The 22,264-nt window shown below is 72.4% G+C and carries 20 protein-coding genes and 2 pseudogenes; 15 read left to right on the plus strand and 7 right to left on the minus strand.

Annotated features, from left to right (window positions below):
• Nucleotides 1-28: 28 nt before the first annotated feature.
• Nucleotides 29-1,078: a GlxA family transcriptional regulator gene (locus tag QMK24_RS18195; RefSeq protein WP_283467219.1), complete on the minus strand. Its 1,050-nt coding sequence runs from the start codon at nucleotides 1,076-1,078 to the stop codon at nucleotides 29-31.
• Between QMK24_RS18195 and QMK24_RS18200 the strand changes: the two genes are divergently transcribed.
• Nucleotides 1,010-1,315, plus strand: a complete 306-nt coding sequence (locus QMK24_RS18200) for a DUF8825 domain-containing protein (protein ID WP_283467220.1) — start codon at nucleotides 1,010-1,012, stop codon at nucleotides 1,313-1,315. The genes QMK24_RS18195 and QMK24_RS18200 overlap by 69 nt on opposite strands.
• Before the next feature lie 41 nt (nucleotides 1,316-1,356).
• Here QMK24_RS18200 and QMK24_RS18205 read toward each other — a convergent pair whose 3' ends face one another.
• The 3 genes from QMK24_RS18205 to QMK24_RS18215 all read right to left on the minus strand — a co-directional run bounded on the left by QMK24_RS18205 (nucleotide 1,357) and on the right by QMK24_RS18215 (nucleotide 3,911).
• The gene (locus QMK24_RS18205) at nucleotides 1,357-1,890 is read right to left on the minus strand and encodes a GNAT family N-acetyltransferase (RefSeq protein ID WP_283467222.1); all 534 of its coding nucleotides are present in this window, start codon (nucleotides 1,888-1,890) and stop codon (nucleotides 1,357-1,359) included.
• Between the two features lie 105 nt (nucleotides 1,891-1,995).
• Entirely contained in the window at nucleotides 1,996-2,796 is an 801-nt protein-coding gene (locus tag QMK24_RS18210) for a maleylpyruvate isomerase family mycothiol-dependent enzyme (protein ID WP_283467223.1), read from the minus strand.
• Between the two features lie 128 nt (nucleotides 2,797-2,924).
• Nucleotides 2,925-3,911 carry an aldo/keto reductase gene (locus QMK24_RS18215; RefSeq protein ID WP_283467225.1) on the minus strand — a complete coding sequence of 329 codons (987 nt, stop codon included), beginning with the start codon at nucleotides 3,909-3,911 and terminating at the stop codon, nucleotides 2,925-2,927.
• Between the two features lie 420 nt (nucleotides 3,912-4,331).
• Here QMK24_RS18215 and QMK24_RS18220 point away from each other — a divergent pair.
• Nucleotides 4,332-4,928, plus strand: a pseudogene (locus tag QMK24_RS18220) (serine/threonine-protein kinase); the annotation flags it as partial.
• Between the two features lie 113 nt (nucleotides 4,929-5,041).
• A complete protein-coding gene (locus tag QMK24_RS18225) occupies nucleotides 5,042-5,647 on the plus strand; it encodes a beta-xylosidase family glycoside hydrolase (RefSeq protein ID WP_283467245.1) in 606 nt (201 codons plus the stop codon).
• 30 nt (nucleotides 5,648-5,677) lie between these two features.
• On the opposite strand, the gene QMK24_RS18230 is transcribed toward QMK24_RS18225, so the two are convergent.
• Entirely contained in the window at nucleotides 5,678-6,724 is a 1,047-nt protein-coding gene (locus QMK24_RS18230; protein WP_283467226.1) for a fatty acid desaturase family protein, read from the minus strand.
• Nucleotides 6,725-6,894: 170 nt separating this feature from the next.
• Complete coding sequence (locus tag QMK24_RS18235) at nucleotides 6,895-7,317, minus strand: anti-sigma factor antagonist (RefSeq protein ID WP_283467227.1); 423 nt, start codon at nucleotides 7,315-7,317, stop codon at nucleotides 6,895-6,897.
• A 467-nt stretch (nucleotides 7,318-7,784) separates the two neighbouring features.
• On the opposite strand from QMK24_RS18235, the gene QMK24_RS18240 reads away from it, so the two are divergent.
• On the plus strand, nucleotides 7,785-8,273 hold the full coding sequence (locus QMK24_RS18240) for a hypothetical protein (protein WP_283467228.1): 489 nt from the start codon (nucleotides 7,785-7,787) through the stop codon (nucleotides 8,271-8,273).
• An 894-nt stretch (nucleotides 8,274-9,167) separates the two neighbouring features.
• Nucleotides 9,168-13,205, plus strand: a complete 4,038-nt coding sequence (locus tag QMK24_RS18245; RefSeq protein WP_283467246.1) for a Pls/PosA family non-ribosomal peptide synthetase — start codon at nucleotides 9,168-9,170, stop codon at nucleotides 13,203-13,205.
• An 83-nt stretch (nucleotides 13,206-13,288) separates the two neighbouring features.
• On the opposite strand, the gene QMK24_RS18250 is transcribed toward QMK24_RS18245, so the two are convergent.
• The gene (locus QMK24_RS18250) at nucleotides 13,289-13,741 is read right to left on the minus strand and encodes an SDR family NAD(P)-dependent oxidoreductase (RefSeq protein WP_502962562.1); all 453 of its coding nucleotides are present in this window, start codon (nucleotides 13,739-13,741) and stop codon (nucleotides 13,289-13,291) included.
• Here QMK24_RS18250 and QMK24_RS41515 point away from each other — a divergent pair.
• From QMK24_RS41515 to QMK24_RS18295, 10 genes and pseudogenes are all read left to right on the plus strand, one after another.
• Entirely contained in the window at nucleotides 13,712-13,954 is a 243-nt protein-coding gene (locus tag QMK24_RS41515; protein ID WP_349361995.1) for an SbtR family transcriptional regulator, read from the plus strand. The two genes, QMK24_RS18250 and QMK24_RS41515, sit on opposite strands and share 30 nt — an antisense overlap.
• 125 nt (nucleotides 13,955-14,079) lie before the next feature.
• Nucleotides 14,080-14,988 (plus strand): CAP domain-containing protein, encoded by a 909-nt coding sequence (locus QMK24_RS18255; RefSeq protein WP_283467229.1) that lies wholly within the window; start codon nucleotides 14,080-14,082, stop codon nucleotides 14,986-14,988.
• 81 nt (nucleotides 14,989-15,069) lie between these two features.
• Nucleotides 15,070-16,590, plus strand: coding sequence for a sigma-70 family RNA polymerase sigma factor (locus QMK24_RS18260; RefSeq protein ID WP_283467231.1), 1,521 nt, complete (start codon nucleotides 15,070-15,072; stop codon nucleotides 16,588-16,590).
• Between the two features lie 67 nt (nucleotides 16,591-16,657).
• Nucleotides 16,658-17,317, plus strand: a complete 660-nt coding sequence (locus tag QMK24_RS18265; RefSeq protein ID WP_283467233.1) for a GOLPH3/VPS74 family protein — start codon at nucleotides 16,658-16,660, stop codon at nucleotides 17,315-17,317.
• Nucleotides 17,318-17,608: 291 nt separating this feature from the next.
• A complete protein-coding gene (locus QMK24_RS18270; RefSeq protein ID WP_283467234.1) occupies nucleotides 17,609-18,331 on the plus strand; it encodes an ATP-binding cassette domain-containing protein in 723 nt (240 codons plus the stop codon).
• On the plus strand, nucleotides 18,328-20,010 hold the full coding sequence (locus QMK24_RS18275; protein WP_283467235.1) for a hypothetical protein: 1,683 nt from the start codon (nucleotides 18,328-18,330) through the stop codon (nucleotides 20,008-20,010). The genes QMK24_RS18270 and QMK24_RS18275 overlap by 4 nt, the downstream gene beginning before the upstream one ends.
• Before the next feature lie 53 nt (nucleotides 20,011-20,063).
• A complete protein-coding gene (locus QMK24_RS18280) occupies nucleotides 20,064-20,480 on the plus strand; it encodes a hypothetical protein (RefSeq protein ID WP_283467237.1) in 417 nt (138 codons plus the stop codon).
• A gap of 110 nt (nucleotides 20,481-20,590) precedes the next feature.
• Nucleotides 20,591-20,860: pseudogene (locus QMK24_RS18285) on the plus strand (GNAT family N-acetyltransferase); the annotation flags it as partial.
• A 39-nt stretch (nucleotides 20,861-20,899) separates the two neighbouring features.
• Nucleotides 20,900-21,556, plus strand: a complete 657-nt coding sequence (locus tag QMK24_RS18290; protein WP_502989153.1) for a response regulator transcription factor family protein — start codon at nucleotides 20,900-20,902, stop codon at nucleotides 21,554-21,556.
• Nucleotides 21,557-21,620: 64 nt separating this feature from the next.
• Nucleotides 21,621-22,070: a glycoside hydrolase family 9 protein gene (locus QMK24_RS18295; RefSeq protein ID WP_283467238.1), complete on the plus strand. Its 450-nt coding sequence runs from the start codon at nucleotides 21,621-21,623 to the stop codon at nucleotides 22,068-22,070.
• The last annotated feature ends 194 nt before the right edge of the window (nucleotides 22,071-22,264 follow it).

The following is a 22,264-nucleotide window of genomic DNA, read 5'->3' on the forward strand; positions in this document are numbered from 1 at the left end:
GGAGGTCTGACAATGCCGTTGGGGCCGGCTAGGGCGTTGCGGTGCGGGTGGAGGGCGGTGCGGTGCGGGTGGTGCGGAAGCGCGCGGCGTAGGCGGAGGGGGTGGTGCCCAGGTGCCGCGCAAAGGTCCTGCGCAGCGTCTCGTCACTGCCCAGACCGCTGCGCCGGGCGGCGGAGGTGACGCTCTCGCCGTGTTCCAGCAGGATCCGGGCAGCCTCCAGCCGCATGGTCTCCACATAGGCGGCCGGCGTGCTGCCGGTCTGGTCCCGGAAGAGCCGCGACAGGTGACGGGGGCTGGCACCGGCGTGCCCGGCCAGGGCCTGCGGGCTGTGGTCCGAGGCCGGGTCGGCAGCGATGGCGTCCAGCAGCGGGCGCAGCACCGGGTGTCGCGTGGCCGTCGTGCGGGAGGCGGCGGAGAACTGGGACTGGCCGCCCGGCCGTTGCAGGAACACCACCAGGTCGCGGGCGACCCGGCGGGCCGCTTCCGGCCCGAGGTCCTGTTCCACCAGCGCCAGGCAGACATCGATGCCCGCCGTCACCCCGGCCGAGGTGAGCACGGGTCCGTCCTGGACGTAGATGGCGTCCGGCGTGACCTGGATGTCGGGGTGGAGGCGGGCGAGTTCCGCCGCGTGTTCCCAGTGGGTCGTCGCCCTGCGCCCGCGCAGCAGGCCCGCCGCGGCGAGGGCGAACGCGCCGGTGCACACCGCTGCCACCCGCTGTGCCGTCGCGGCCAGCCGGGCCACCTGGTCGATGAGGGCGGGCTCTTTCCTGAAGGCGTCGAGGTCGGCGGGGCCGGGAACGACGAGGGTGTCCGCCCGGTCCACCCGTTCGACGGGAACGTCCGCCGCGATCCGCGATCCGCAGGCCGGTGGACGTGGTGACGTCCCGGCCGCCGGGGGTGCACACCCGCACGGCGTAGGCGCCCGTGTCACGCGCGGCGGTGGCGAAGACCTCCAGGGGGCGGCGACGTCCATCAGCCGAACCCCGTCGAAGGCGAAGACGATCACGTGATGCTGCACCCGTCCACCGTAGCCGGATGGGCCCAGCTCGCCCTCCACCGGACCAGCCGCGAGCTGCACGCCCTCTACGCGAGGCTTCCCCGCTACGCCGTCCCTGTCACGGCCTGGACCGACCAGCACGGCACCATCCATCCCGCCGGTACCGGCTGGAGCGAGGCCGACCACGTCGCGGTCGAAGCCCTGCTCGACCGGGAACGGGAACTACGCGCCGGCATCGCCGCCCATCCGGCGTGGGCGGCCTACGAAGAGCCACCCATACCCGCTCCCCGGCCCCGGGTGTACGCGACGGCCGCTTGATGGAGAACCGGAGCGGGCAAGGGCGGCCCGCTCGGCTCACATCACCCGTGGTATTCGGTGAGATCGATGCTGTGCACGCGCAGCGGAAGGCCGTACACCGGGTGGGCCGTTTCGCGTTCCGGGACCATGCCGAGCTTGCGCATCACGTTCTCGGAGGCGTCATTGCCCACCTGGCAGATGCTGATGACGCGGTCGAGGCCGCGGTCCTGGAGCGCGAACTCCAAGGTGGCGTGGGCGGCTTCTGACGCGTAGCCCTGGCCCCAGAACTGCTGGCCGAGCCGCCAGCCGATCTCCACGGCGGGCAGTACCTCCGGCAGGAAATCGGGCACGGACAGACCCGTGAAGCCGGCCAGTTCGCCCGAGGCCAGCAGCTCGACGGCGAAGAGCCCGAAGCCCTCCTCGTCCCACTCCTCCTCCCACCGCTCGATGTCCTCCGCCGTCCTTTCCAGGTCGCGGACCGAGCCGTCGCCGATCCAGCGCATCACCTGCGGATCGGCGTTGATGTCGGCCATGGCCGCGAGGTCGTCGTCATGCCAGCGGCGGAGGATGAGGCGGGGGGTAAGGATTTCGGTCATGTCCGCATCCTGCCGAAGGTAAGGGCCGCAGCGGTAATCGGCGGCTGCCCGCGCCGCCCCCGTCCGGACCGACGGCACTCCGGGCCGGGCCGCGCCCCCGCACGGTCACACAGGCGGCACCAGGGTGAAGTAGTGGTCGAGCATCCTCCGGTCGCCCTTCACCTCGTCGAGCCGGTCCGCGGGGAGCCGCTGCCAGAGGAACAGCATCAGGTCAGACGCCGTACCGGCCGCCTCGACGTCGCAGGGTCCGCCGGCCTCGGTGAGCTGGACGCCGTCGCCCGCGAAGCGCACCGTCCATTTTCCCGTGCCGTCGGTCTGCCGGAACCCGAACCGCTCCCCGGATCCGGGCGGAGCCTGGTTCCAGGCTCGCCGGGCCGGTGCCATGACCTCGAACGTCTGGCTGACGGCGTCCGCCGCGAGCTCGGCCTCGGCCGGCTGGGCCGCTCCGGTCGCGTTCTCGGCGTCCCAGCGATGCACGGCCGCCTCGATGGTCTGCATCCGCAGCCAGAACCCGATGGTGTGCTCCTGCGACCAGGTCCACACCGGCTCACTGGGACCGCCGCTCTCGAACAGTGACTCCAGCGCGGAGGCGCCGTCCGCGAACCAGTCGACCAGGCCGTCCGGCACGGGTCCACGATTCGGTGGCGTGTTCTCCGGCGTCGGCCAGCCCTTGTGCTCCGCGGGGAGGTCGATGAAGGTGAGGTCGGTGATGTCCGGCCGCTCCACAAGGCGTTCCCTGATGATGCGGGCCACGTATCGGTGCACCACACCCAGATGCCCGATGAGGTCGGTCACCGACCAGTTGGGGCAGGACGGCACCAAAGGCGCCTCGTCGGCGCCGGCCGCCCGGCGGACCGCGGCGTCGAACGACAGGATCTCGCGATGGAAATGGGGGACGTAGTCCATCCCCTCACTCTGCCAGTCGCCCGCCGGAGCGGAAATGCACTGTTCCGCCACAGTGAACTCACCGCACCGGGCCGGGCGCGCGGCCGGGTGCCCGCCCTCGCGAGCGCCCGGCAAAGGTGACGTACTGCCTACCGCGCCGCGTCCAGCCTCGCGCGTTGCGCCGCCGTCAGCTGCAGGTCTACCGCGGCCAGACTCTCGTCCAGCTGCGCCACCGAGGAGGCGCCGACCAGCGGAATCACCGGAACCTCGGCTCCGATCAGCCAGGCCAGCACGACCTGGTTGACGGTCGCACCGGTCTCCTTGGCCACCTCCCGCAGCGCCGCCAGCCGGACCGGCGTGCCCGAGTGGTCGAACTCGGCGCCCAGCGGCTTGTCCTGGCGGACGTAACCGCCGGCCAGCAGCGGCGAGTACGCGACCAGCGCGAGCCCGGGGTCGTCCCGCAGGTAGCTGAGCATGTCCCCGCTGAGCACGCCCTCCTGGCCGTCGGGTGAGCGCAGGCTCGGCATGTCGGTGCGCTGTCGCAGATAGCTGTGGTGGTACTGCAGGACTTCATAGCCGGGCAGACCGGCCGCCGTGGCCAGGCTCCGGGCCCGTTCCACCCGCCACGCCCAGTGGTTGCTCACTCCCAGCAGGCCGACGGTGCCTTCGGCGACCAGCTCGGCGAAACTCTCCACGGTCTCCTGCAGCGGCACCGCCATGTCCTGGGTGTGCGCGTACAGCAGGTCCAGCTTCTCCACGCCGAGCCGTTCCCGGCTGCGCTCCGCGGACTCCCGGATCGTCTTGGCCGACAGCCCCTCGATGTTGAGGGAGAAGCCGGTGCTGGGGGCGAGCGGGCGGCCCCCGAGCTTGGTGGCGATGGTGATCTCGTCCCCGACACCACGGCTGCGGCGCCAGCGGCCGAGCAGCGCCTCGCTCTCTCCGCCCTGACTGCCGTTGACCCAGAACGCGTAATTGTTGGAGGTGTCGATGAAGGTTCCGCCGGCCTCGACGTACCGGTCGAGGATCCCGAACGACGTCGGCTCGTCGGTGGTCGTGCCGAACAGCATGGCTCCCAGACTCAGCACACTCACCTCGCGGCGTGTCTTCGCGTCCTTGCCGATCGTGCGGTACCGCATATGGATTCCCCTCGTACAGCCCGTCAGATCCGGGCGTTGAGCGGGAGTCTGCATCTTGGAGCGCGCTCCAAGTCAAGCCCCCGCCGACGGGTCGGGGCGCGCCGCGCGATCACGGTCCGACGGGTCTGCGGGGTCTACGGGGTCTACGGGTCGAGTCTGCGAATGATCCGGGCCGGGTTGCCGACGGCCAGGACGCCGGCTGGCAGGTCCTTGCCCGGACACGCTCCCGAACCCCAATACCCGCACCGGCGGAGCTAGGGCCTGTCGCAACTGCGAGACAGCCCCCGGCCCGGGGCGGCCGGCCCTACTCTGAGCGTGTGCCGGGTGGGTCCCGGCGGTGGAGCAGCGGCGCCTGGCGGGAACGGGCTCCGGAGGGGGTGCATCACGGTGGAGCAACTGGGGCCCGGGGATCCGCGGCAGGTGGCGCAGTACCGGATCAGCGCACGGCTCGGCGCGGGTGGCATGGGACTGGTCTATCTGGCGCGTTCGCCGGGCGGGCGGTCCGTCGCGGTCAAGGTGGTGCGGGCCGATCTGGCCCGCGACCCCGAGTTCCGCATCCGGTTCGCGCGCGAGGTCGAGGCGGCGAAACGGGTCAGCGGGGTGTTCACCGCGCCCGTCATCGATGCCGATCCGAACGCGGACCCCCCATGGCTGGCCACCGGTTACGTCCCCGGGCCGTCCCTCACCAGTGCCGTGGCCGAGTTCGGCCCGCTGCCCGAGGACTCCGTGCGCATGCTCGTCGCCGGGCTCGCCGAGGCGCTGGTCGCCATCCATCGTGCGGGGCTGGTCCACCGGGACCTCAAACCGTCCAACGTGCTGCTCGCCGTGGACGGGCCCAAGGTGATCGACTTCGGGATCGCCAAGGCGCTCGAGAACACCGTGCTGACGATGGCCGGTTCGGCCATCGGCTCTCCGGGATTCATGTCGCCCGAGCAGGTCACCGGGGGTGCGGTCACCTTCGCCACGGATATCTTCGCGCTCGGCGCGGTGCTTGTCTTCGCCGCCACCGGCCGGTCCCCGTTCGGCACCGGGCCCACCCCCGCGCTGCTGTACCGGGTGCCACGTCGCTGTCCTGCGGAGGGATCAACGATCCCTTCGACTCCACCACCCCTGCTGAGGGCTGGCACCAGCTGTACACGGACAAGGCGACCGCATCCCTTTCCGGCGGGAAGTTCAACGTCACCACCCCCGACTGCGCCGACCTGCGCGCGGACATCGCCGCCGTCGGCACGACCGCGCCCATCTACTACCGGACGATGACCGGGGACTTCACCGCCGAGACCGAAGTGACCGAAAACCCCCGCTTCAGCTACCAGGGGGCCGGGCTGGTGATCGGGGCGGACAACTACGGCTACATCCGGCTGGAGCGCGCCTACGGCGACACCGGCGGCATCACCTTCGAGTACTACCGGGACGACGGGAAGTACATCCAGGTGGACTACGCGTTCACCACCGCCGAAGCCAAAGGCAGGAAGCTCGTCAGGACGGACGCCACGACGGTCCAGCTGCGGCTGAAGCGCACCGGGGGGACGGTGACCGCGTCCTGGCGGGAGAGCGCCACGGCCGACTGGCAGCAGCTGGGACAGGCCCCGACGCCGGGCTCGTCGGGCAACCCGGCTCCGGCGAGCATCTCGGCCGGCCTCTCCGTGCTCAACCGCGCCCAGCCGCCCAAGGGCGATCCCCAGAAGGCGCCGTTCACCGCGTCGTTCGACTACGCCAACCTCACCTGCGGCTGAGCGCATCCGCCCGCGCGAAGGCAGGGACGCTCATCGGACCGGCGCCGGAGTGGGGAAGGTGGCACTGCCGACGGCCCTGAGGTGGCGCAGCGCCTGACGGTAGGAGTCCACGGCGCCGCACTGCAGGTAGTCGATGCCGTGCCGGACGCAGAAGTCCCGTACCAGCGGCTGCACGTGGGAGAGGTTGGGCCTGGGCATGCTGGGAAACAGATGGTGCTCGATCTGGTAGTTCAGACCGCCGAGCACCCAGTCCGTGAACCGGCCGCCGCGAATGTTGCGCGCGGTCAGGACCTGCCGGCGCAGGTAGTCCGTGCCGCCGTCCTCGGGCATCGGCATGCCCTTGTGGTTCGGGGCGAACGCGCAGCCCAGATAGAGGCCGAACAGTCCCTGCTGCACGGCGACGAACGCCAGAGCCTTCACCGGCGGCAGGACGAGCAGCACCACGGCCAGGAATCCGCCGGCATGCAGGGCAAGCAGTCCCAGCTCCATGAGCCCGCTCCTGCCACGGCGGCGGAGCAGCGCCCCGACACTCTGGACGTGCAGGTTGGCGCCTTCGAGCGTCAGCAGCGGGAAGAACAGCCAGGCCTGCCAGCGGGCCAGTATCCGCGCCGGACCGCGCAGCACACGGGCCTCCTCGGTACTGAACACGATGGCGCCCGCGGCCACATCGGGGTCGCGGGCGATCTCATTGGGGTGCGCGTGGTGGAGATTGTGCTTGGTCACCCACCAGCCGTAGCTGATGCCGATGAAGAGGTTGCCGAGGGTGAGGCCCACCAGCGCGTTGGCGGGCCTGCGCCGGAAGATCTGCTGGTGCCCGGCGTCATGGGCGACGAACCCGAGCTGGGTGAATACCGCGGCCAGATACGCCGCCGTGGCCAGTTGCCACCACGAATCACCCACCGTGACGAAGGCGGCGATCCCGCCGGCGAGCATCGCCGCCGTCACACCGATCTTGACGGCGTAGTAGGCCGCCCGTCGCTCCAGCAGGCCCGCCCGCCGCACTTGCCGCATGAGCTCCGCGTAGTCGCTTCCCCGCGCCGGGGACTGGACACCGGGCGCGGCTGTCTGCTCAGCCATGATCGTCTCCTTGCCGTGGACGGCATCAGCGAGACGGATCTCAAGACTGGCGGGGTCCGGACCTGACCAGGGATTCAGACCAGCTGACTTACAGGTTCTTTCAGTATGCGCGATCGCGGACACAGCGGGTGCCCGCCGTCGCGGGGATCGGGCCCGCCTCGCGGGCGGTGTCAGCCCGCTCGTCTCCGCGGTGCGTCGGCGCAGGCCTCCTCCACCGTCGCCACAGGGCGCAGGGTCGTCGTGAGCCCGGCCAGCCGCAGCACCCGCAGGTGCCATGGATGGACACAGACCAGGCCCATCCAGCCATCGCCTTCCAGGAGCAGCCTGCGGGTCCGGACGAGCAGGGTCAGGGTGGCGCAGTCGAAGAACCTGGCCGGCCGCAGGTCCACGATCACCCGGGCGCCCGCGTGCTCCGCCCCGGCGGACAGCTGCGCGCCGGCCTCCGGGAGCGTGGCAAGGTCGATCTCCCCCCGCAGCTCCACCACGGTGAAGCCGTCCCGCGTATAGGTGCACGCGGGACGGCGTATCACCGGCGCTGCTCGCAACCGGACGGGTACCTGGCTCGCCGCAGCCGGCGGAGTGTCGTCCTTCATGCCCAGTCCCCTGTCCAACAGGCTCCCGAAGCGTCGGGAGCACTCAGTCCTACGGACTGCCACCGGGGCCCCGGGCGACGTCTCTCCACTCTAGGGAGCGCCGGAAGAGCAGAAACGTGCAGCCACCCGGCGGTTCAGTCCTGAGGGTGAATTTCAGTCGGAAGACTTGTCCGTCCGCCCACCGTGTGGTTAAGCGACGGCGCTGGTCCGGACGAGCGCTGTGCGACAGGGGACGGGGGCCGGCCCACTCATTCGGCGGTGCGTCAGATATTCGGACCAGTTGACTTCGGCACCCCTGCGACCTCCGAATTACGTCGCGGGCACCGGCCGGTGCCGCGTCTGAGGGACACTCAGGCATCGGTGGGGATGCGCACTCGGCGCTGTATCCGCCTTGTATGAATCTCACGGCATGGAGTCGATCGCGTACATACAGTGCGCACCCCGTGCCGGTGAACGGAGATTCGCCAATGCACCGCATAGCCACCGTCCTGGCCACGACCGCCCTCGCCACAGTCGCCATCGGAGCCGGCGCAAGCGCCGCGTTCGCCGACGAGCAGCCGACCCTGAGCGTCACGCCGAGTCCGGCCGTGGCCGGCGCCTCCGTCGTCATCTCCGTCAAGGGCGGCTGCACCGCGCCCTCGGCCTCGGCCACGTCGGAAGCTCTCACCGGCAAGGTGGAGCTGTCAACCGGCTCTGCGGGCATCTACGCCGGTACCGGAACAGTCAAGCCCACCGTCAAGCCCGGCACGTACATGATCAACGTGGCCTGTCCCGGTGGCGGCACCAGCACCTTCCAGTTCACGGTGGGCGGCACGGCGACCAAGGGCGCCCAGACCGGTCTGGGCGGCTCCGTCGGCGGTGTGAACACCGGCCAGATCGTGGGCGGCATCGCACTGCTCGGCGTCGCGGCCGGCGGCGTCGTGATGCTGCGCCGCCGCCAGGCGGGCAACAACTGACGTCCCCCGTGCGGCGTGTCGGCGCCCCCTGGCCGACACGCCGCACGGGAGCCCCGGCCCAGCCGTCACAGACCGACACGTACCTCCAGCGGTCCGGCGCTCTCCCGCTGCTCCACGACACCGATACGTCCGGCCGCGCACATCGGCGTCCACAAGCGAGTAGCTGTCGATGGAGAACACCTGCTCGCGCGTCTTGGAGCGGTCGAATACGTATACGCCCGACTCACCCCACCGCTGAGACCACTTCTCTTCCACCCCATCAAGAATGGGCCACTCGGGCACACCGCTCGGGCACACCGCTCGGGCGGTGGGTGAACGTCATGCCTTCGCATCCTAAAGGACGTGCCGCCACTCATCCCCGGCCCGGTCCGTGACGGCGCAGCGCGCGGGAACCCCTGGCCGCCGGGCCCGATCGCACATGATCACTCGATGGGGTGAAATACATACGAGCCATAACTCGAATGGTCCCTGTGCGTTGTCCCAGGTGCGGGCGTCCACGAAGTCGTCCACGCAGTCATTCGCGCGGTCGTCGACGGTGTCGGCCGCCTTGCCAGCACATGTCATTTGGGTGCATATAAGAAGTTTCTCTGCGTGGGATACGGAGAGAGAACGGATCCACCAGCAGTGTCTTCCCAGGTCAGAGACCCTTCGTCCTGGTATCCATCCCTCCAGGGCCGCCCCGGACTTTATCCGTTTTTTGCGTTATACCTGCTAACGAATGAGCTACGAGGGCCGTCTACACCTGTGGCGCCGGGACCGGACGCCGTACACCGACATCTGAGCCGCACTGCGAGAGCACGGTAAGTGAAAGCACCAGAACGACATGGCGAAGCCTCAGTACGGTACTCGGCGGGCGAGTTCGGTGAGCGCGCCCCAGGATTCGCGGCCGGGGCAGTGTGGCCGGTCGCCGGGGCGGCTCCGGCCAGGACCCTGATCGATGTGCTGGAGGCCTCCGCACAGGCATGTCCCGACGCTCCCGCCCTCGACGCGGGCACGGACGCGCGACCCGGCGCCGGTCCGGCCGTGCTCGACTACCGCACCCTGACGGCCCGCGTCGCGGAACTGGCCGACCGGCTGGCCGCGGCGGGGATCGGCAGGGGCGACCGGGTGGGTGTGCGGGTGCCGTCGGGGACCGCGGACCTGTATCTGGCGATCCTGGCGGTGCTGCGGACCGGTGCGGCATACGTACCGGTGGACGCCGACGATCCGGACGAGCGGGCGGAGCTGATCTGGGCCGACGCCGCGGTGTGCGCGGTGATCGGCGCCGACCGCGTGATCCTGCCACGCCCTCAGCAGCGGCCCGGCGGGCGTCCGGGCCGTCCCGGCCCCGATGACGATGCCTGGATCATCTTCACCTCCGGCACCACCGGCCGCCCCAAGGGCGTGGCGGTCAGCCACCGCTCCGCGGCCGCGTTCGTCGATGCCGAGGCGCGGATCTTCCTGCGGGGTGCGCCGCTGGGTCCTGGCGACCGGGTGCTGGCCGGACTGTCCGTCGCGTTCGACGCCTCGTGCGAGGAGATGTGGCTGGCGTGGCGGCACGGGGCATGCCTCGTGCCGGCCCCCCGGTCGCTGGTGCGGGCCGGCAGCGATCTGGGGCCTTGGCTGGTCGAACGCGGCATCACCGTGGTCTCCACCGTGCCGACGCTGGTAGCGCTGTGGCCGGTGGAATCCCTGACCCGGGTACGGCTGCTGATCCTGGGCGGCGAGGCCTGCCCGGCCGAACTCGTGGAACGGCTGGCCGCTCCGTACCGCGAGCTGTGGAACACCTACGGCCCCACGGAGACCACCGTGGTGGCCTGCGCCGCGCTGCTGACACCGGGGCAGCCGGTCCGGATCGGTACACCGCTGGACGGCTGGGAGATCGCCGTCGTCGACGGTGAGGGCAAGCCCGTCGCGTGGTACGAAACGGGTGAACTGCTGATCGGCGGCGTCGGCGCCGCCCGGTATCTCGATCCCGGCAAGGACGCCGAGAAGTTCCGCCCGTGCCCGTGGCTGCGCAGCCCGCGTGTCTACCGCAGCGGCGATCTGGTCCGTGCCGAGCCCGAGGGCCTGGTCTTCGTCGGGCGCGGCGACGAGCAGGTGAAGGTGGCGGGCCGCCGGGTCGAACTCGGCGAGATCGACGCGGCGCTGCAGGCACTGCCCGGCGTGCGCGCCGCCGCGGCGGCCGTACGGGACACCGCGGCGGGCGGACAGGTACTGGTCGGCTACCTGGTACTGGACCCGCCGGAACCGAGTCCGCAGAGCCCACGGAGTCCTCGGGAACAGCCGGGTCAGCGATTCGACTCCGGTGCGGCGCGCGGTCTGCTGTCGGAACGGTTGCCGGCGCCCCTGGTCCCCGCTCTGGCCGTGGTGGACGAGCTGCCGACCCGCACCTCCGGCAAGGTCGACCGCAACGCCCTGCCCTGGCCGCTGCCAACGGCCGCGGGAATGGGCGCGTGCCCGGCGGACGACGGCGTCCCGCTCGGGGCGACAGCGTCCTGGCTCGCCGCGAAGTGGCAGGAAGCACTCGGCCTGCCCGTCACCGGGAACAGCGACTTCTTCGCGCTGGGCGGCACCAGCCTGGCGGCCGCCAAACTCGTCTCGGTGCTGCGCGAGCGCTACCCCGGGGTCTCCGTGACGGAGATCTACGGCCGTCCCCGTCTGCTCGACCTCGCCACCCGCCTCGACGAGCTCGGCGGCGGACCGCGCGAGGTACGGCGGGTACGGCCCACCCCGCGCCGGGCCGGGGCGGTCCAAGCGCTGGTGCTGGCCGTGCTGTACGCGGTCGGCGGTCTGCGCTGGATGCTCGGGCTCGCCGCGGCCGACAACGTGATCGGGCCGCTGCCCTGGGCACCGCACACCTCCTGGTGGCTGATCCTGGGCGGCTGGCTGGCGCTGTCCAGCGCCGCCGGGCGGCTGGCCATCGGCTCAGCCTCGGCCCGGCTTCTCACCGCCGGCATGCGTCCGGGTTCCTACCCGCGCGGCGGCTCGGTTCATCTGCGGCTGTGGGCGGCGGAGCGGACGGTGGCCATGTTCAATATCGCCTCGCTGCTCGGCACTCCCTGGGCACGTCACTACGCCCGCGCGCTGGGCTGCCGTGTCGGGCGGAATGTGGATCTGCACACCGCGCCGCCGGTGACGGGTATGGCCCGGTTCGGCAGCGGGTGCTCCGTAGAGCCGGAGGCCGACGTGGCCGGGTGGTGGCTGGACGGGGACGTCCTGCACCTGGGCGGTATCGAGGTGGGGGCCGGCGCCCGCGTCGGCACCCGCAGCACGCTCATGCCCGGCGCCCGGATCGGCGACGGCGCCGACATCGCCCCCGGCAGTTGCGTACTCGGCACGGTTCCGAGACAGCAGCAGTGGCACGGCTCCCCCGCCCGCCCTGTCACCGGCGCCCCGCCGGCCGGAGACGGCTGGCCACGGCCCGACCACCGCCGCTCGCACCGCTGGGATCTCGCCTACGCGCTCACCCTGCCGGTCTTCAGCCTGCTGCCGCTGATCTCCGGGGCGCCGGCCATGTGGATGACGTACGAGGCGATCCGCGGCGAGCGGACGCTCACCGGGGTCCTGATGTGGCTGCTGGGGATGACCCCGCTGCTCGTGCTGGTGAGCGTGGCCTGTTACGCGGGGCTCATCGTCGTCCTCGTCCGGCTGTTCAGCATCCCCGTCAAGCCCGGGCACCACCCCGCGCACGGCGGCGTCGCCTGGTGCACCTGGGTCGTGATGGGTCTGATGAACACGGCGCGCGGCTCGCTCTTCCCCTTCTACGCGAGCCTGTTCACTCCGGTCTGGCTGCGTCTGCTCGGGGCCCGGATGGGCCGCCAGGTCGAGGCGTCCACCGTGCTCGCGCTGCCCGGCCTGATGCGCGCCGACGACGGCGCGTTCCTGGCGGACGACTCGCTCATCGCCCCGTTCGAGATCCGCGGGGGCTGGCTGCGGCTCGGCGCCGCGCGGGTCGGACGCCGGGCCTTCGTCGGGAACTCCGGCATCGTCGGCGCGGGCCGTGAGCTGCCTGACAACACCCTCATCGGGGTGCTGTCCGATGCCCCCGCACACGCCGAACCCGGTTCCTCCTGGACCGGGCGGCCCGGCTTCGCCCTGCCCCGCGTCGCGGACCCGGCGGATCCCAGCCGCACCTACGACCCGCCGCGGCGGCTGGTCCTGGCCCGCGCGGCGGTGGAACTGTGCCGCGCCGTCCCGGTGTTGTGCGCCGCACTGCTGGCGGCCGCGACCTTCGCCGCGCTGCAGGCCGTCTTCGCCGCGGACGGCCTGCTGGCCGGGGCCGCCGTTGGAGGACTGGTAGCCGTGGGCGCGGGCGTCGTCGCCTGTCTCATCACGACGGCGGCCAAGTGGATTCTGGTGGGCCGCTTCCGCACGGGCGAGCACCCGTTGTGGTCCTCGTTCGTCTGGCGCAACGAGTTGTACGACAACTTCGTGGAAGAGCTGGCCATGCCGTGGCTCGGCACGACCCTGACCGGCACGCCGTTCATGAACATCTGGCTGCGCAGCCTGGGCGCGCACATCGGCCGCGGTGTGTGGTGCGAGAGCCACTGGCTGCCCGAGGCGGATCTGGTGCACCTGGACGACGGGGCCAGCGTCAACCGCGGGTGCGTGCTGCAAACGCACCTGTTCCACGACCGGCTGATGCGCCTGGATACGGTCCACGTCGGGGAGGGCGCCACCCTCGGCCCGCACTCCATCGTGCTTCCCGGCTCCGTCCTCGGCGCCGGAGCCTGCGTCGGCGCATCCTCCCTCGTCATGCGCGGCGAGGGCGTACCGGCGGGATCCCGCTGGGTGGGCAACCCGGTGGCTCCGTGGCCGCAGGCGCCTTCCACCCCGGGACAGCGGTCGGCCCCGCCCTCGGACAACGGCATTCTGCGCGGGACCGGCCGGCACCGCAGAAGCGCGGTGCGGCCGGCACGCGGGGAGGATCTGCGGGTCCGGGGAGGGTGACCCGCCGGGCGGCAGGCGTCCGGCCGGCTGTCGCCCATCAGGGTCTCCGCCAGCGGCGCTGCGGCACCGCCCTCCGCGTGCCCTTACGAGGAGAGCGTCTCGACCGACACCCGCCACAGTCGCTCTGCCGCTTCGGGGTCGAGTGCGTACGGGGCGACACCCTGCCGGGTGCCGGGCTGGTTCGGAGCCGCTTCGTTGCAGTCCTCGAAGTACCGGCCGCCGATGCCCTCGAGGAGGGGTGACGTCGCGACCAGCACGGAGGTGGCAGCGCCCTGCTCGGGCGTCTTCCACTGGCCGCCGCCACCGCCCTGGGCGCTCAGGCGGTCGAGCTCCTCCATGGAGATGTGACGCTGCAGGTTGGTCCTGATCGCACCGGGCATCAGCGCGTTGACGGTGATGCCGTCGCCCGACCAGCGCTTCGTCGCCTCGACGCCGAACAGGACGTCGGCCGTCTTGGACTGCCCGTACGCGGCCCACGGCTCGTAGGCGCGTTCGCGCGAGCGCTCATCGCCTCGGGCGGCAACCCCTTCGCGCACAGCCGCGACCAGCTGGTCGCCGCGATCACCACGCTGCTGCGCGCGGGCGCCGCCGCCAGCACCGTGCGCTGGGACATCGAGCCCGGCGATGTACTCGTGAGCCTGAGCGGAGTGTCCCTCGCCGCCGGGGAGCCCGCGCAGCGCGAACTGGCCCGCCGGCTGCTCGACCTGCTGATGGACGGCCTGCGCTACCGCGCCACCGCCAACCAGTGACGTGACCGGCGCACCGAGAGCTCCCCCGCGGATTCGTGCGCGGTTTTCTGTTATCCGCGTCCGGCTGCCGGATCTCCTGAGTGTTGGACCGCACTCAGCAGACCCCGCACCGAAAGCGAACCCGCGTGAACCGTGACACCCAGCCCCAGACGTCCACCCCGGAGCCCGGCGCGAGCGGGCCCCAGCCCCGACAGCACCAGGACGGCCGGGTCGCGCACTCGGCCGCCGACCGGGGCCGCAGCGCCGGCCGGCACAGCGGGCGGAGCGGGCTGCATCGGGGGCGTCGCTCGCGCTGGGCCGCGACGGTGGGCGGCGCGGCCGCGTTGATAGTCGTCGCGGGCGGCGGATACGGCATGGTCCGGTCGGTGACGGACCGGACCGACGAGAACCGTTCGGCCGCCGATGCCCTGCCTGTACCCGCCGCACCGAACTCCGCCGAAACGCCCGCTTCCGCCTCGGCGTCCACGGCGTCCGCGGTCCCGGCCGCCCCTTCGCGCAGTGCTTCTCCGACCGCGACCGCCCCCGGGGGACAGCCCGGTACCAGCCCGGCCGCCACCACTCCGCGCACCAGCACGGGCGCCGGCGGCACGGGCCCGGACAGCGCTCCCAAAGCCCCCTCCGCCCTCACCCGGTCCGGCGGCGCGACGACTGCCCGGTACGCGCAACACGTCGTGGAGATGGTCAACACCGAACGCGCCAAGAAGGGCTGCGCCCCCGTCACCGTCAACGCGAAGCTGCAGGCCGCGGCGCAGGGGCACTCCGACGACATGGCCGCCCGCGACTACTACCAGCACGACACCCCCGAGGGCGTCGGACCCGGCGAACGCATGACGTCGGCCGGCTACCACTGGAGCACCTGGGGCGAAAACATCTACAAGAGCCCCAAGGACGCCCAAACCGCGATGGACGGCTGGATGAAGAGCCCCGGGCACCGTGACAACATCCTCAACTGCGCCTTCAAGGAGATCGGCGTCGGCATCAACCTCAGTTCGAACGGTCCCTGGTGGACCCAGGACTTCTCCTCGGCTTCCTGAGGCCCCGCGATGCGGATCGAGCGGATCGATACGGCGCGGATCAATGCAGCGGCACGAACGAGCGGACGGGAGCGGGCAGGCGTGGAGCGGGAATGCGGGGCCGCGCTGGTGGTGGCCGCCAGGGCCGGGGACGAAGAGGCCCGCGAGCAGCTGGTCGCTGCGTATCTGCCGTTGGTCTACAACATCGTGGGCCGGGCGCTGGACGGACATGCCGACGTGGACGACGTCGTGCAGGAAACCATGCTGCGCGCGCTGAGCGCCCTCGCCAACCTGCGCGATCCCGCGTCCTTCCGCTCCTGGCTGGTGGCCATCGCCATGAACCAGGTCCGCCGGCTGCGGTCGGTGGACGGCACCTCCCGGTCCGCCGGGCTCGACCAGGCGCGGGAGATCGCCGATCCGACGGCCGACTTCACCGACCTGACGATCTGGCGGCTGGGCCTGTCCGGGCAGCGCCGGGAGGTGGCGGAAGCCACCCGCTGGCTCGACGCGGACGACCGGGAACTGCTGTCGCTGTGGTGGCTGGAGGCCGCGGACGTCATCACCCGCGACGAACTGGCCGCCGGGCTCGGGGTCCCCGCACGGCATGCGGCGGTCCGCGTCCAGCGGATGAAGGAGCAGCTGGAAACCGGCCGGCTCGTGGTGCGGGCGCTGGCAGCCGTGCCGCGCTGCCCCGAGCTCGAGGCGCTCATCGCGCCGTGGGACCAGGTGCCGTCCGCCCTGTGGCGCAAACGCATCGCCCGGCACGCCCGTACCTGTCCCGCCTGCTCAGGACACGCGGCCGGTCTGGTGCCGGCCGAGGGACTGCTCGCCCGCCTCAGCCTGGTGCCGCTCGTCCACTCCCCCGCCTGCGCGTCGCCGCCGGACCCGCACCTCGGCGCGGCCGGCGTATCGGGACACGCCTCCGCCACCTCACCTCCTGCTGCGGACGGGACGCCGCCCACACCGTCCGCACCGTCCGGCCCGGGCGGGAATCCGCCGCACGCGCGGCGGCCCCGTACGGCGGCCGTGGTCGCGGTCGCGCTGCTGGTGACGGGGGCGGTCGTCGTAGCCGTGCTGCGGGCGGCGCCAGGACAGCCGCCCTCGGGACCGGAGGCCGAGCGGCACCCGACGGCCCCTGTATCCGCCGCGCCCAGCCCCGCCCCGGCCGTTCCGACGACGGCCGTACCGGCAGCGCCCTCCAGCACCGCCGCACCCGCCCCGCAACCGCCCGTCCGCCCCCGGCCGAGCCTCGAACAGCAGGTGACCGAACTGGTCAATGCCCAACGGGCGCTCCACGGCTGCCGACCGGTGCGCGTCGACGCGAGACTGCACACCGCGGCTCAGGGCCACTCCGACGACATGGCCGCACGCGACTACTACCAGCACGACAGCCCGGAGGGCGTCGGGCCGGACGCGCGGATCACCGCCACCGGCTATGCGTGGAGTCGGTGGGGCGAGAACATCGACCGGGGTCCCGCGACCGCCGCCCGCGCCGTCGCCGACTGGATGAACGATGCCCCGCACCGGGACAACATCCTCAACTGCCGCTTCACCCACCTCGGAGTGGGTGCCAACCTCGGCTCCAGCGGACCGTACTGGACCCAGGACTTCGCCGCCCACTGACACCGACCGCTGATGCGCATGGTGTCCGGTCCGTCGCATCCGATGCTCCGAGCCGTAGGCTGGATCCATGGAACTGACCGTGGCGGAAGAGCTGTTGCTGCTGGGCCGTGGTCCCCAGGGCCGGAGCGCGATGTCCGGCCTGGTGGCCACGCGAGGTGTGGCGGGCGCCCTGCTGATCGAACTGGCTCTGCAGGAGCGGATCATCGTCCAGGACGGCCGGCTTGCCGCGGCCAAGTCCGACGCGGGCGGATCGTACGACCCCGAGCTGGACACCCTCTGCCGGCAGATCCGCGATGAGCGGCGGCGCACCGCCAAGGCCTGGGTGCAGAAGGCGGAGTCCCGCCGGGTCAACGCGAGGATCCTGTCCGGGCTGGCCGCCAAGGGCGTACTGCGCGAACAGCCGTACCGCGTGCTGGGCCTGTTCCCTGTCGTTCGCTGGACCGAACAGGATCCGGCACTGGCGGCCGGGGTGCGCCGGCGCCTCACCGCGGCCCTCCAAGGGGAGCCCACCGACGACCGTACCGTCGCGCTCATCGCCCTGGTGGACGCCTGCGGGCTCTCCCGGAAGCTCTTTCCGGAGCTGGATTCCCGTACGCGCAAGGCCCGTATCAACGAGCTGTCGCAGTCCCAGTGGGGCGCGGCCGCTGTCCGCGACGCCGTCACCGCGGTACGTGCGGGCGTGACGGCGGCCATCGTGGCCGCCAGCTCGGCGTCGTCCGCGGCCTGAGGCCGGGACCGGTGCCCGGGCTGCCGGCCCACTTCTCCTGACGAGGCGTCGGATCCGAGCAGCTGGGTGGCAATAGTATTTTAATCGCCCGCGGTGACATTCCGATCGACGCCGCGCATTCCGTTCGGGTGAACGTGCGGAAGGGCGGCCTGCGGGCCGTCGGCGGCCCGATCTGCGGGCTGGTGACGGGCCGCCCGGGGCTCGTGTGGAGAATGGCGGGAGCCGGCCCGGTACGCGCGGGGCGTGGGGCCGGCTTCCGGGATTTTTCGCGGGCTTAGAGGAGCACGGCCGATGGGCGCACCGCTACTGCAACTCACCGGCGTGAGCCGCACCTATGGGAAGCGGCGGGTGCTGTATCCGGTCGACCTCTCGCTGGACGGCGGTCAGTGCGTCGCGCTGCTGGGTCACAACGGCTCGGGGAAGTCCACGCTGCTGCGGATCGCCGCCGGGCGTGACAAGCCGACGACCGGCAAGGTCGCCTTCGACGGGCTGCCGATGACGGAGAACGACGCGCGGGTGCGGGCCCGGGTCGCGGTCGTCGGGGACACCGTGGCCTGCTATCCGGACCTCACCGTGCGCCAGCACCTGCAGCTCGTCGCGGTCGCGCACGGGGTGGAGGGGGCGGAGGCGTGGATCGATCATGTACTCGCCGACCGGCTGCTGAGCGAGCACGCCGCGTCCCTGCCCTCGGGTCTGTCCTCCGGGCAGCTGCAGTCGCTGCTGCTGGCCTCCGCGCTCGTTCGCCCGCGCGATCTGCTGCTGCTGGACGAGCCCGAGCAGCGGCTCGACCCCGCCGCGCGGCGGCGGCTGGGCGACCTGATCGCCGCGGAGGCGGCCGACGGGGTGGGCGTGCTGCTGGTCACCCATCACGCGGAGCTGGCGCGGGCGGTCGCGGACCGGGTGCTGGTGCTGCGCGAGGGCCGGCTGATCGCGGACGGCACACCGCAGCAGGTGCTTACCGACGACGCGGCGGACACCACCTGGCAGACCGGCGTCCCGGACGGGGCGAAGTGAGCACCACGGCGGCGCGGACCGGGGAGCGGGACGACGAACGCGACGCCTCCTGGGCCGAGGAGGACGACTGGACCGAGGAGGCGCTGCGGCTGCTGCGCGATCTGCGCTCGCCGCACCGTCGCAAGCGTGCGGGCCAGATCGGCTTCACGGTGTACTGCGTGCTGCTGATCCTGGTCGTGTGGGGCGTACTGCCCGGGTTCAGCCTGTTCATCAAGAGCTCCATGGGCGCGGACTACACCGTCCACGGCGCGGCGATCCTCGCCGCACTGCCGTCCGGCGTCTGCGCGCTGGTTCTCGGCTCGCTGCTGATCGTCGCGCGCGACGCGCTGTGGCGGGGACCGGTGGTGCCGCCCCGCGACAGTGCGGACTGGCTGCTGACCCAGCCGGTACGCATCGCCCGGATCCTGCTGCCGTGGTTCTGGCTGTCGTGCGGGGCCTCGCTGGCAGTGGGGCTGCTGGCCTCCATGATCGGCATGGTGACGCTGGGGCTGACGGTCAAGACCGGGCTCGCCGCGGCCTTCGCCTGGTGTGCGGTGGGCGGGGTGTGCGTGCCGCTGCTCGCCACCGCGCTCGGCGTGGCCGTCGAGGCGTACGAGTCCATCGCGCGCTGGGTGCGGGCCGCCACTCCGTACGTGAGTGTCCTCGTGCTGGCCCTCGCCGCGCAGAGCGCGCTGGCGGCGGCCGGACACCGGGTGCCATGGCTGGAGCGGATCGAGCTGCGGTCCGGGCCGTGGGGCTGGATCGGCATCGCCGCGCTGTCGCCGACCCCGGCAGCCGTGCCGGGCGGGCCGATCGCGGCGGTCCTGGCGCTGGCCGCGGCGGCCGCGGGCATCGTGCTGGCGCGGCGGGCGGCGGGTTCCCTGCCGCTGGCCACCGTGCGGCAGCGATCACGCACCACGACCGGGGTGATGGCCGCGCTGCTCACCGTCGAACTGCGCACCGCCCGGCAGGTCGCCGCGGGTGCCTCCGGGACCCCGCGCCCCGCCCGGCTGACGCTGCCCGCACCGCGCCGCGCGGCCCTGGCCGTGCCGTGGCGCGACCTGCTCGCACTGCTCCACTCCCCCGGCCGCCTCGGACGCGCCCTCGTGCTGACCGTGCTCTCCGTCCTGGGCGCGGTCGTGGCCGCCGGCGCGCACCGTGTCGGAGGCCTCGCGGCGACGGCCGCCGCGCTGGTCTTCGGCTACTGGGCGGTCGCCCAGCTCCTCGAACCGGCCCGGCTGGAGACCGACGACACCCGGCGCGGCTCGTGGTCCCCCTATCCCTACGGCGGCCTGATGCTGCGTCACACGATCGTGCCCGTGGCCCTGGGGCTGCTGGTCTCCCTCCTGGCGGCGGCGTGCGTGGCGCTGCTCGGCGGCGGGGTCCGCGTCGCGCTGGCGCCCGCCGTCGTTCCGGCATTCGTCGCGGCGGGCCTGGTGAACGCCTGCCGGGGCGTGTCCAAGCAGCATCTGCTGCTCTCGCCCGCGCAGAGCCCGACCGGCAGCGTCGGCCCCGTGCTGTTCCTGGCCTGGTACCTGTCCGGCCCGCTGGTGGCTGTCGCCGCGCTGACCGTCCCGTTCGTGATGGCCCTGCACACCCCGACCGCCGCGCATCTCGCCCTCACCGCGTGCGTGAGCGCGGTCGTCACCGCGGGCCTGCTGCGCTGGGCGTACGCACGGGCCGGAAAGCTGCTCGCGTGAGCGGCGGGCCGCCGGCTATCCACGGCGTGGGCCAGGCGGGCAGTCTCGGCGGCATGAACGTTCCCACCCGCGGTGCGTGGCTGCGCGCCAGGATCAGCCGCGACGGCGGACCGTTGCGCGAAGACCAGCACGTGGTGTGGCTGCAGGCCGGCGAGTACTACGCCGACAGCCGCGGCTTCGCCGGCCGTACCTCGTACGACGGCGAGCAGGTCCGCTTCCACCACGACGTGGGCGAGGCGGGCGACGACACCGGCACGCTCCGGCCCGACGGGCAGGACCTGACCGAGACCGGCACCAACCCCGACGGCAGCACCTTCCGGGAGGTCTGGCGGCCGTTGCCGGACAGTGACGGCCCGTGCGGCGCCTGGACAGTCGACGCGGCGCAGGTCGTCCGGGTCGGCGCCCACCTCGTGCACGTCGACGACGGCGGCGGCACCCACCTGCTGCTGCCCTCGCCGTCCCCACTCTGACCGGGCCGCCGGCCCTTCCACCTCCCTCCGACGGAGTCACCGTGTCGCTTCGCATCACCCCACTGACCGACCCCGACAGCAGCCCGTCCGGCTACCGCTTGGGGTGGCTGGCGTCCGACGCCGCGGACGGCTCGATCGCCGGGTTCACGGAGCTCGTCGTTCCCAGTGACTGCACGGGCGACGGCCAGCACTACGGCACCGGCGTCCTGCCCGAGCACCGTGGGCACGGCCTCGGCCGCTGGATGAAGGCCGAGTCGATCCGGCAGGCCCACGACCGCCACCCCGGTCTCGGCGGTCTGCTGACCGACACCGCCGACAGCAACCGGCACATGCGGGACATAAACAACGGGCTCGGCTATGTGCCGACGCACCGGTCCGTCGCCGATCTCCGCCTCTCCGTCAACTCCTACGACTGCGTGGTGGCCGACCGCACGGTCCCGGACGGCGACTCGCTCAGCCTGCTCGACGCCCACCGTAAGGGGGGCTCCGCCGTCCCGTTTCTGCTGCTCACGGCCCTGGACGCGATCGCCGACCGGGTGGCGGGGTTCGAGCACGGCGCCGACGACGATCTGGTCAAGCCGTTCGCCTTCGCCGAGCTGAACGCCAGAGTCCGTACGCTGTGCCGCCGCGGGCAGCCCGCCCGGCTGCCGGAACTGCGGATCGCGGACCTGGAGCTCGACCTGCCCCGCCGCAGAGTGCGCCGGCAGCCGTCTACGCCCAGGCCAACACCGCCACCGCGACCGACAGCGCTGAGCTGGTCACCGCCTTCCCCCACAACTTCTACCCCGAGGACTCGTGGCAGGACGACATGGAGTTCGGCGGCGCCGAACTGGCCCTGGCGGCGACCGCCCTCGGGGACACCCGGGCGAGCGACTGGCAACGCCAGGCCACCGGGTGGGCCAGGGCCTACCTCGACTCCGACGCCAAGGGGACCTTGGGCGTGGCGGACGTCAGCGCCCTCGCCCATGCCGATCTGCTCATCTCGCTGGCCGCGACGAAGGGGGCCGCGGAGGCTGCCGGGACGGACGGGGCCGGTCCCGCCGACCTCCACCGTGACCTGCGCGCCAGCTCGATGACGGAGTCGCCCACGCGGCAAAGGATCCGTTCAGGGCCGGCGCCGTCTACACCGACTTCGACGCGGTGCCCCACACCTTCGGGCTGGTGGCGACCGCGAAGATCTACGCCAAGGCCACCGGCGACCACCACTACGACGCCTTCGGCACCCAGCAGCGCGGCTGGGCGCTGGGCGCCAACTCCTGGGGCACCGGCTTCATGATCGGTGCGGGTGAGGTCTACCCGCACTGCCCGGAACACCAGGCCGTGAATCTCGCGGGAAGTCTCGATGGTACGGGCGCCATCCTGCGCGGAGCCATCGTCAACGGACCCAACGCGGCCGCCAAGCTGGACGAGCTGAACAGCTTCCCGACCATGCGGAAGTGCTCGGCGAATCCGCCCGGCGGAGGCACCTGGGCCGCCTTCGACGGCAAGGGCTCCCGCTACCTCGATGACGTCGGAGCCTGGCAGACGGTGGAGCCGGCTGCCGACTTCACCTCGACCGCACTGCTGGCCTTCGCCCTGACGGCGAGCTGACCCGCCCCACCCGCGGCCCCACCCCCCGGCCCCCGCCCGCGCCCCGCCGGATACCGGGGCTGCCCCCCGGCCACCGAGTCCCACACCAGCTCGATTGGGACCCGATCGACCCCCTTGCCCCGCTCGGCACCGCCCCCGGTTGCCCGACCGGGCAACGGCCACGCATCCGCTCCCCCGCGCCAACGACCGGGTGC

Origin of the sequence: Streptomyces sp. PH10-H1 (genome assembly GCF_030063355.1) — a bacterium.
Lineage (GTDB): Bacteria > Actinomycetota > Actinomycetes > Streptomycetales > Streptomycetaceae > Actinacidiphila.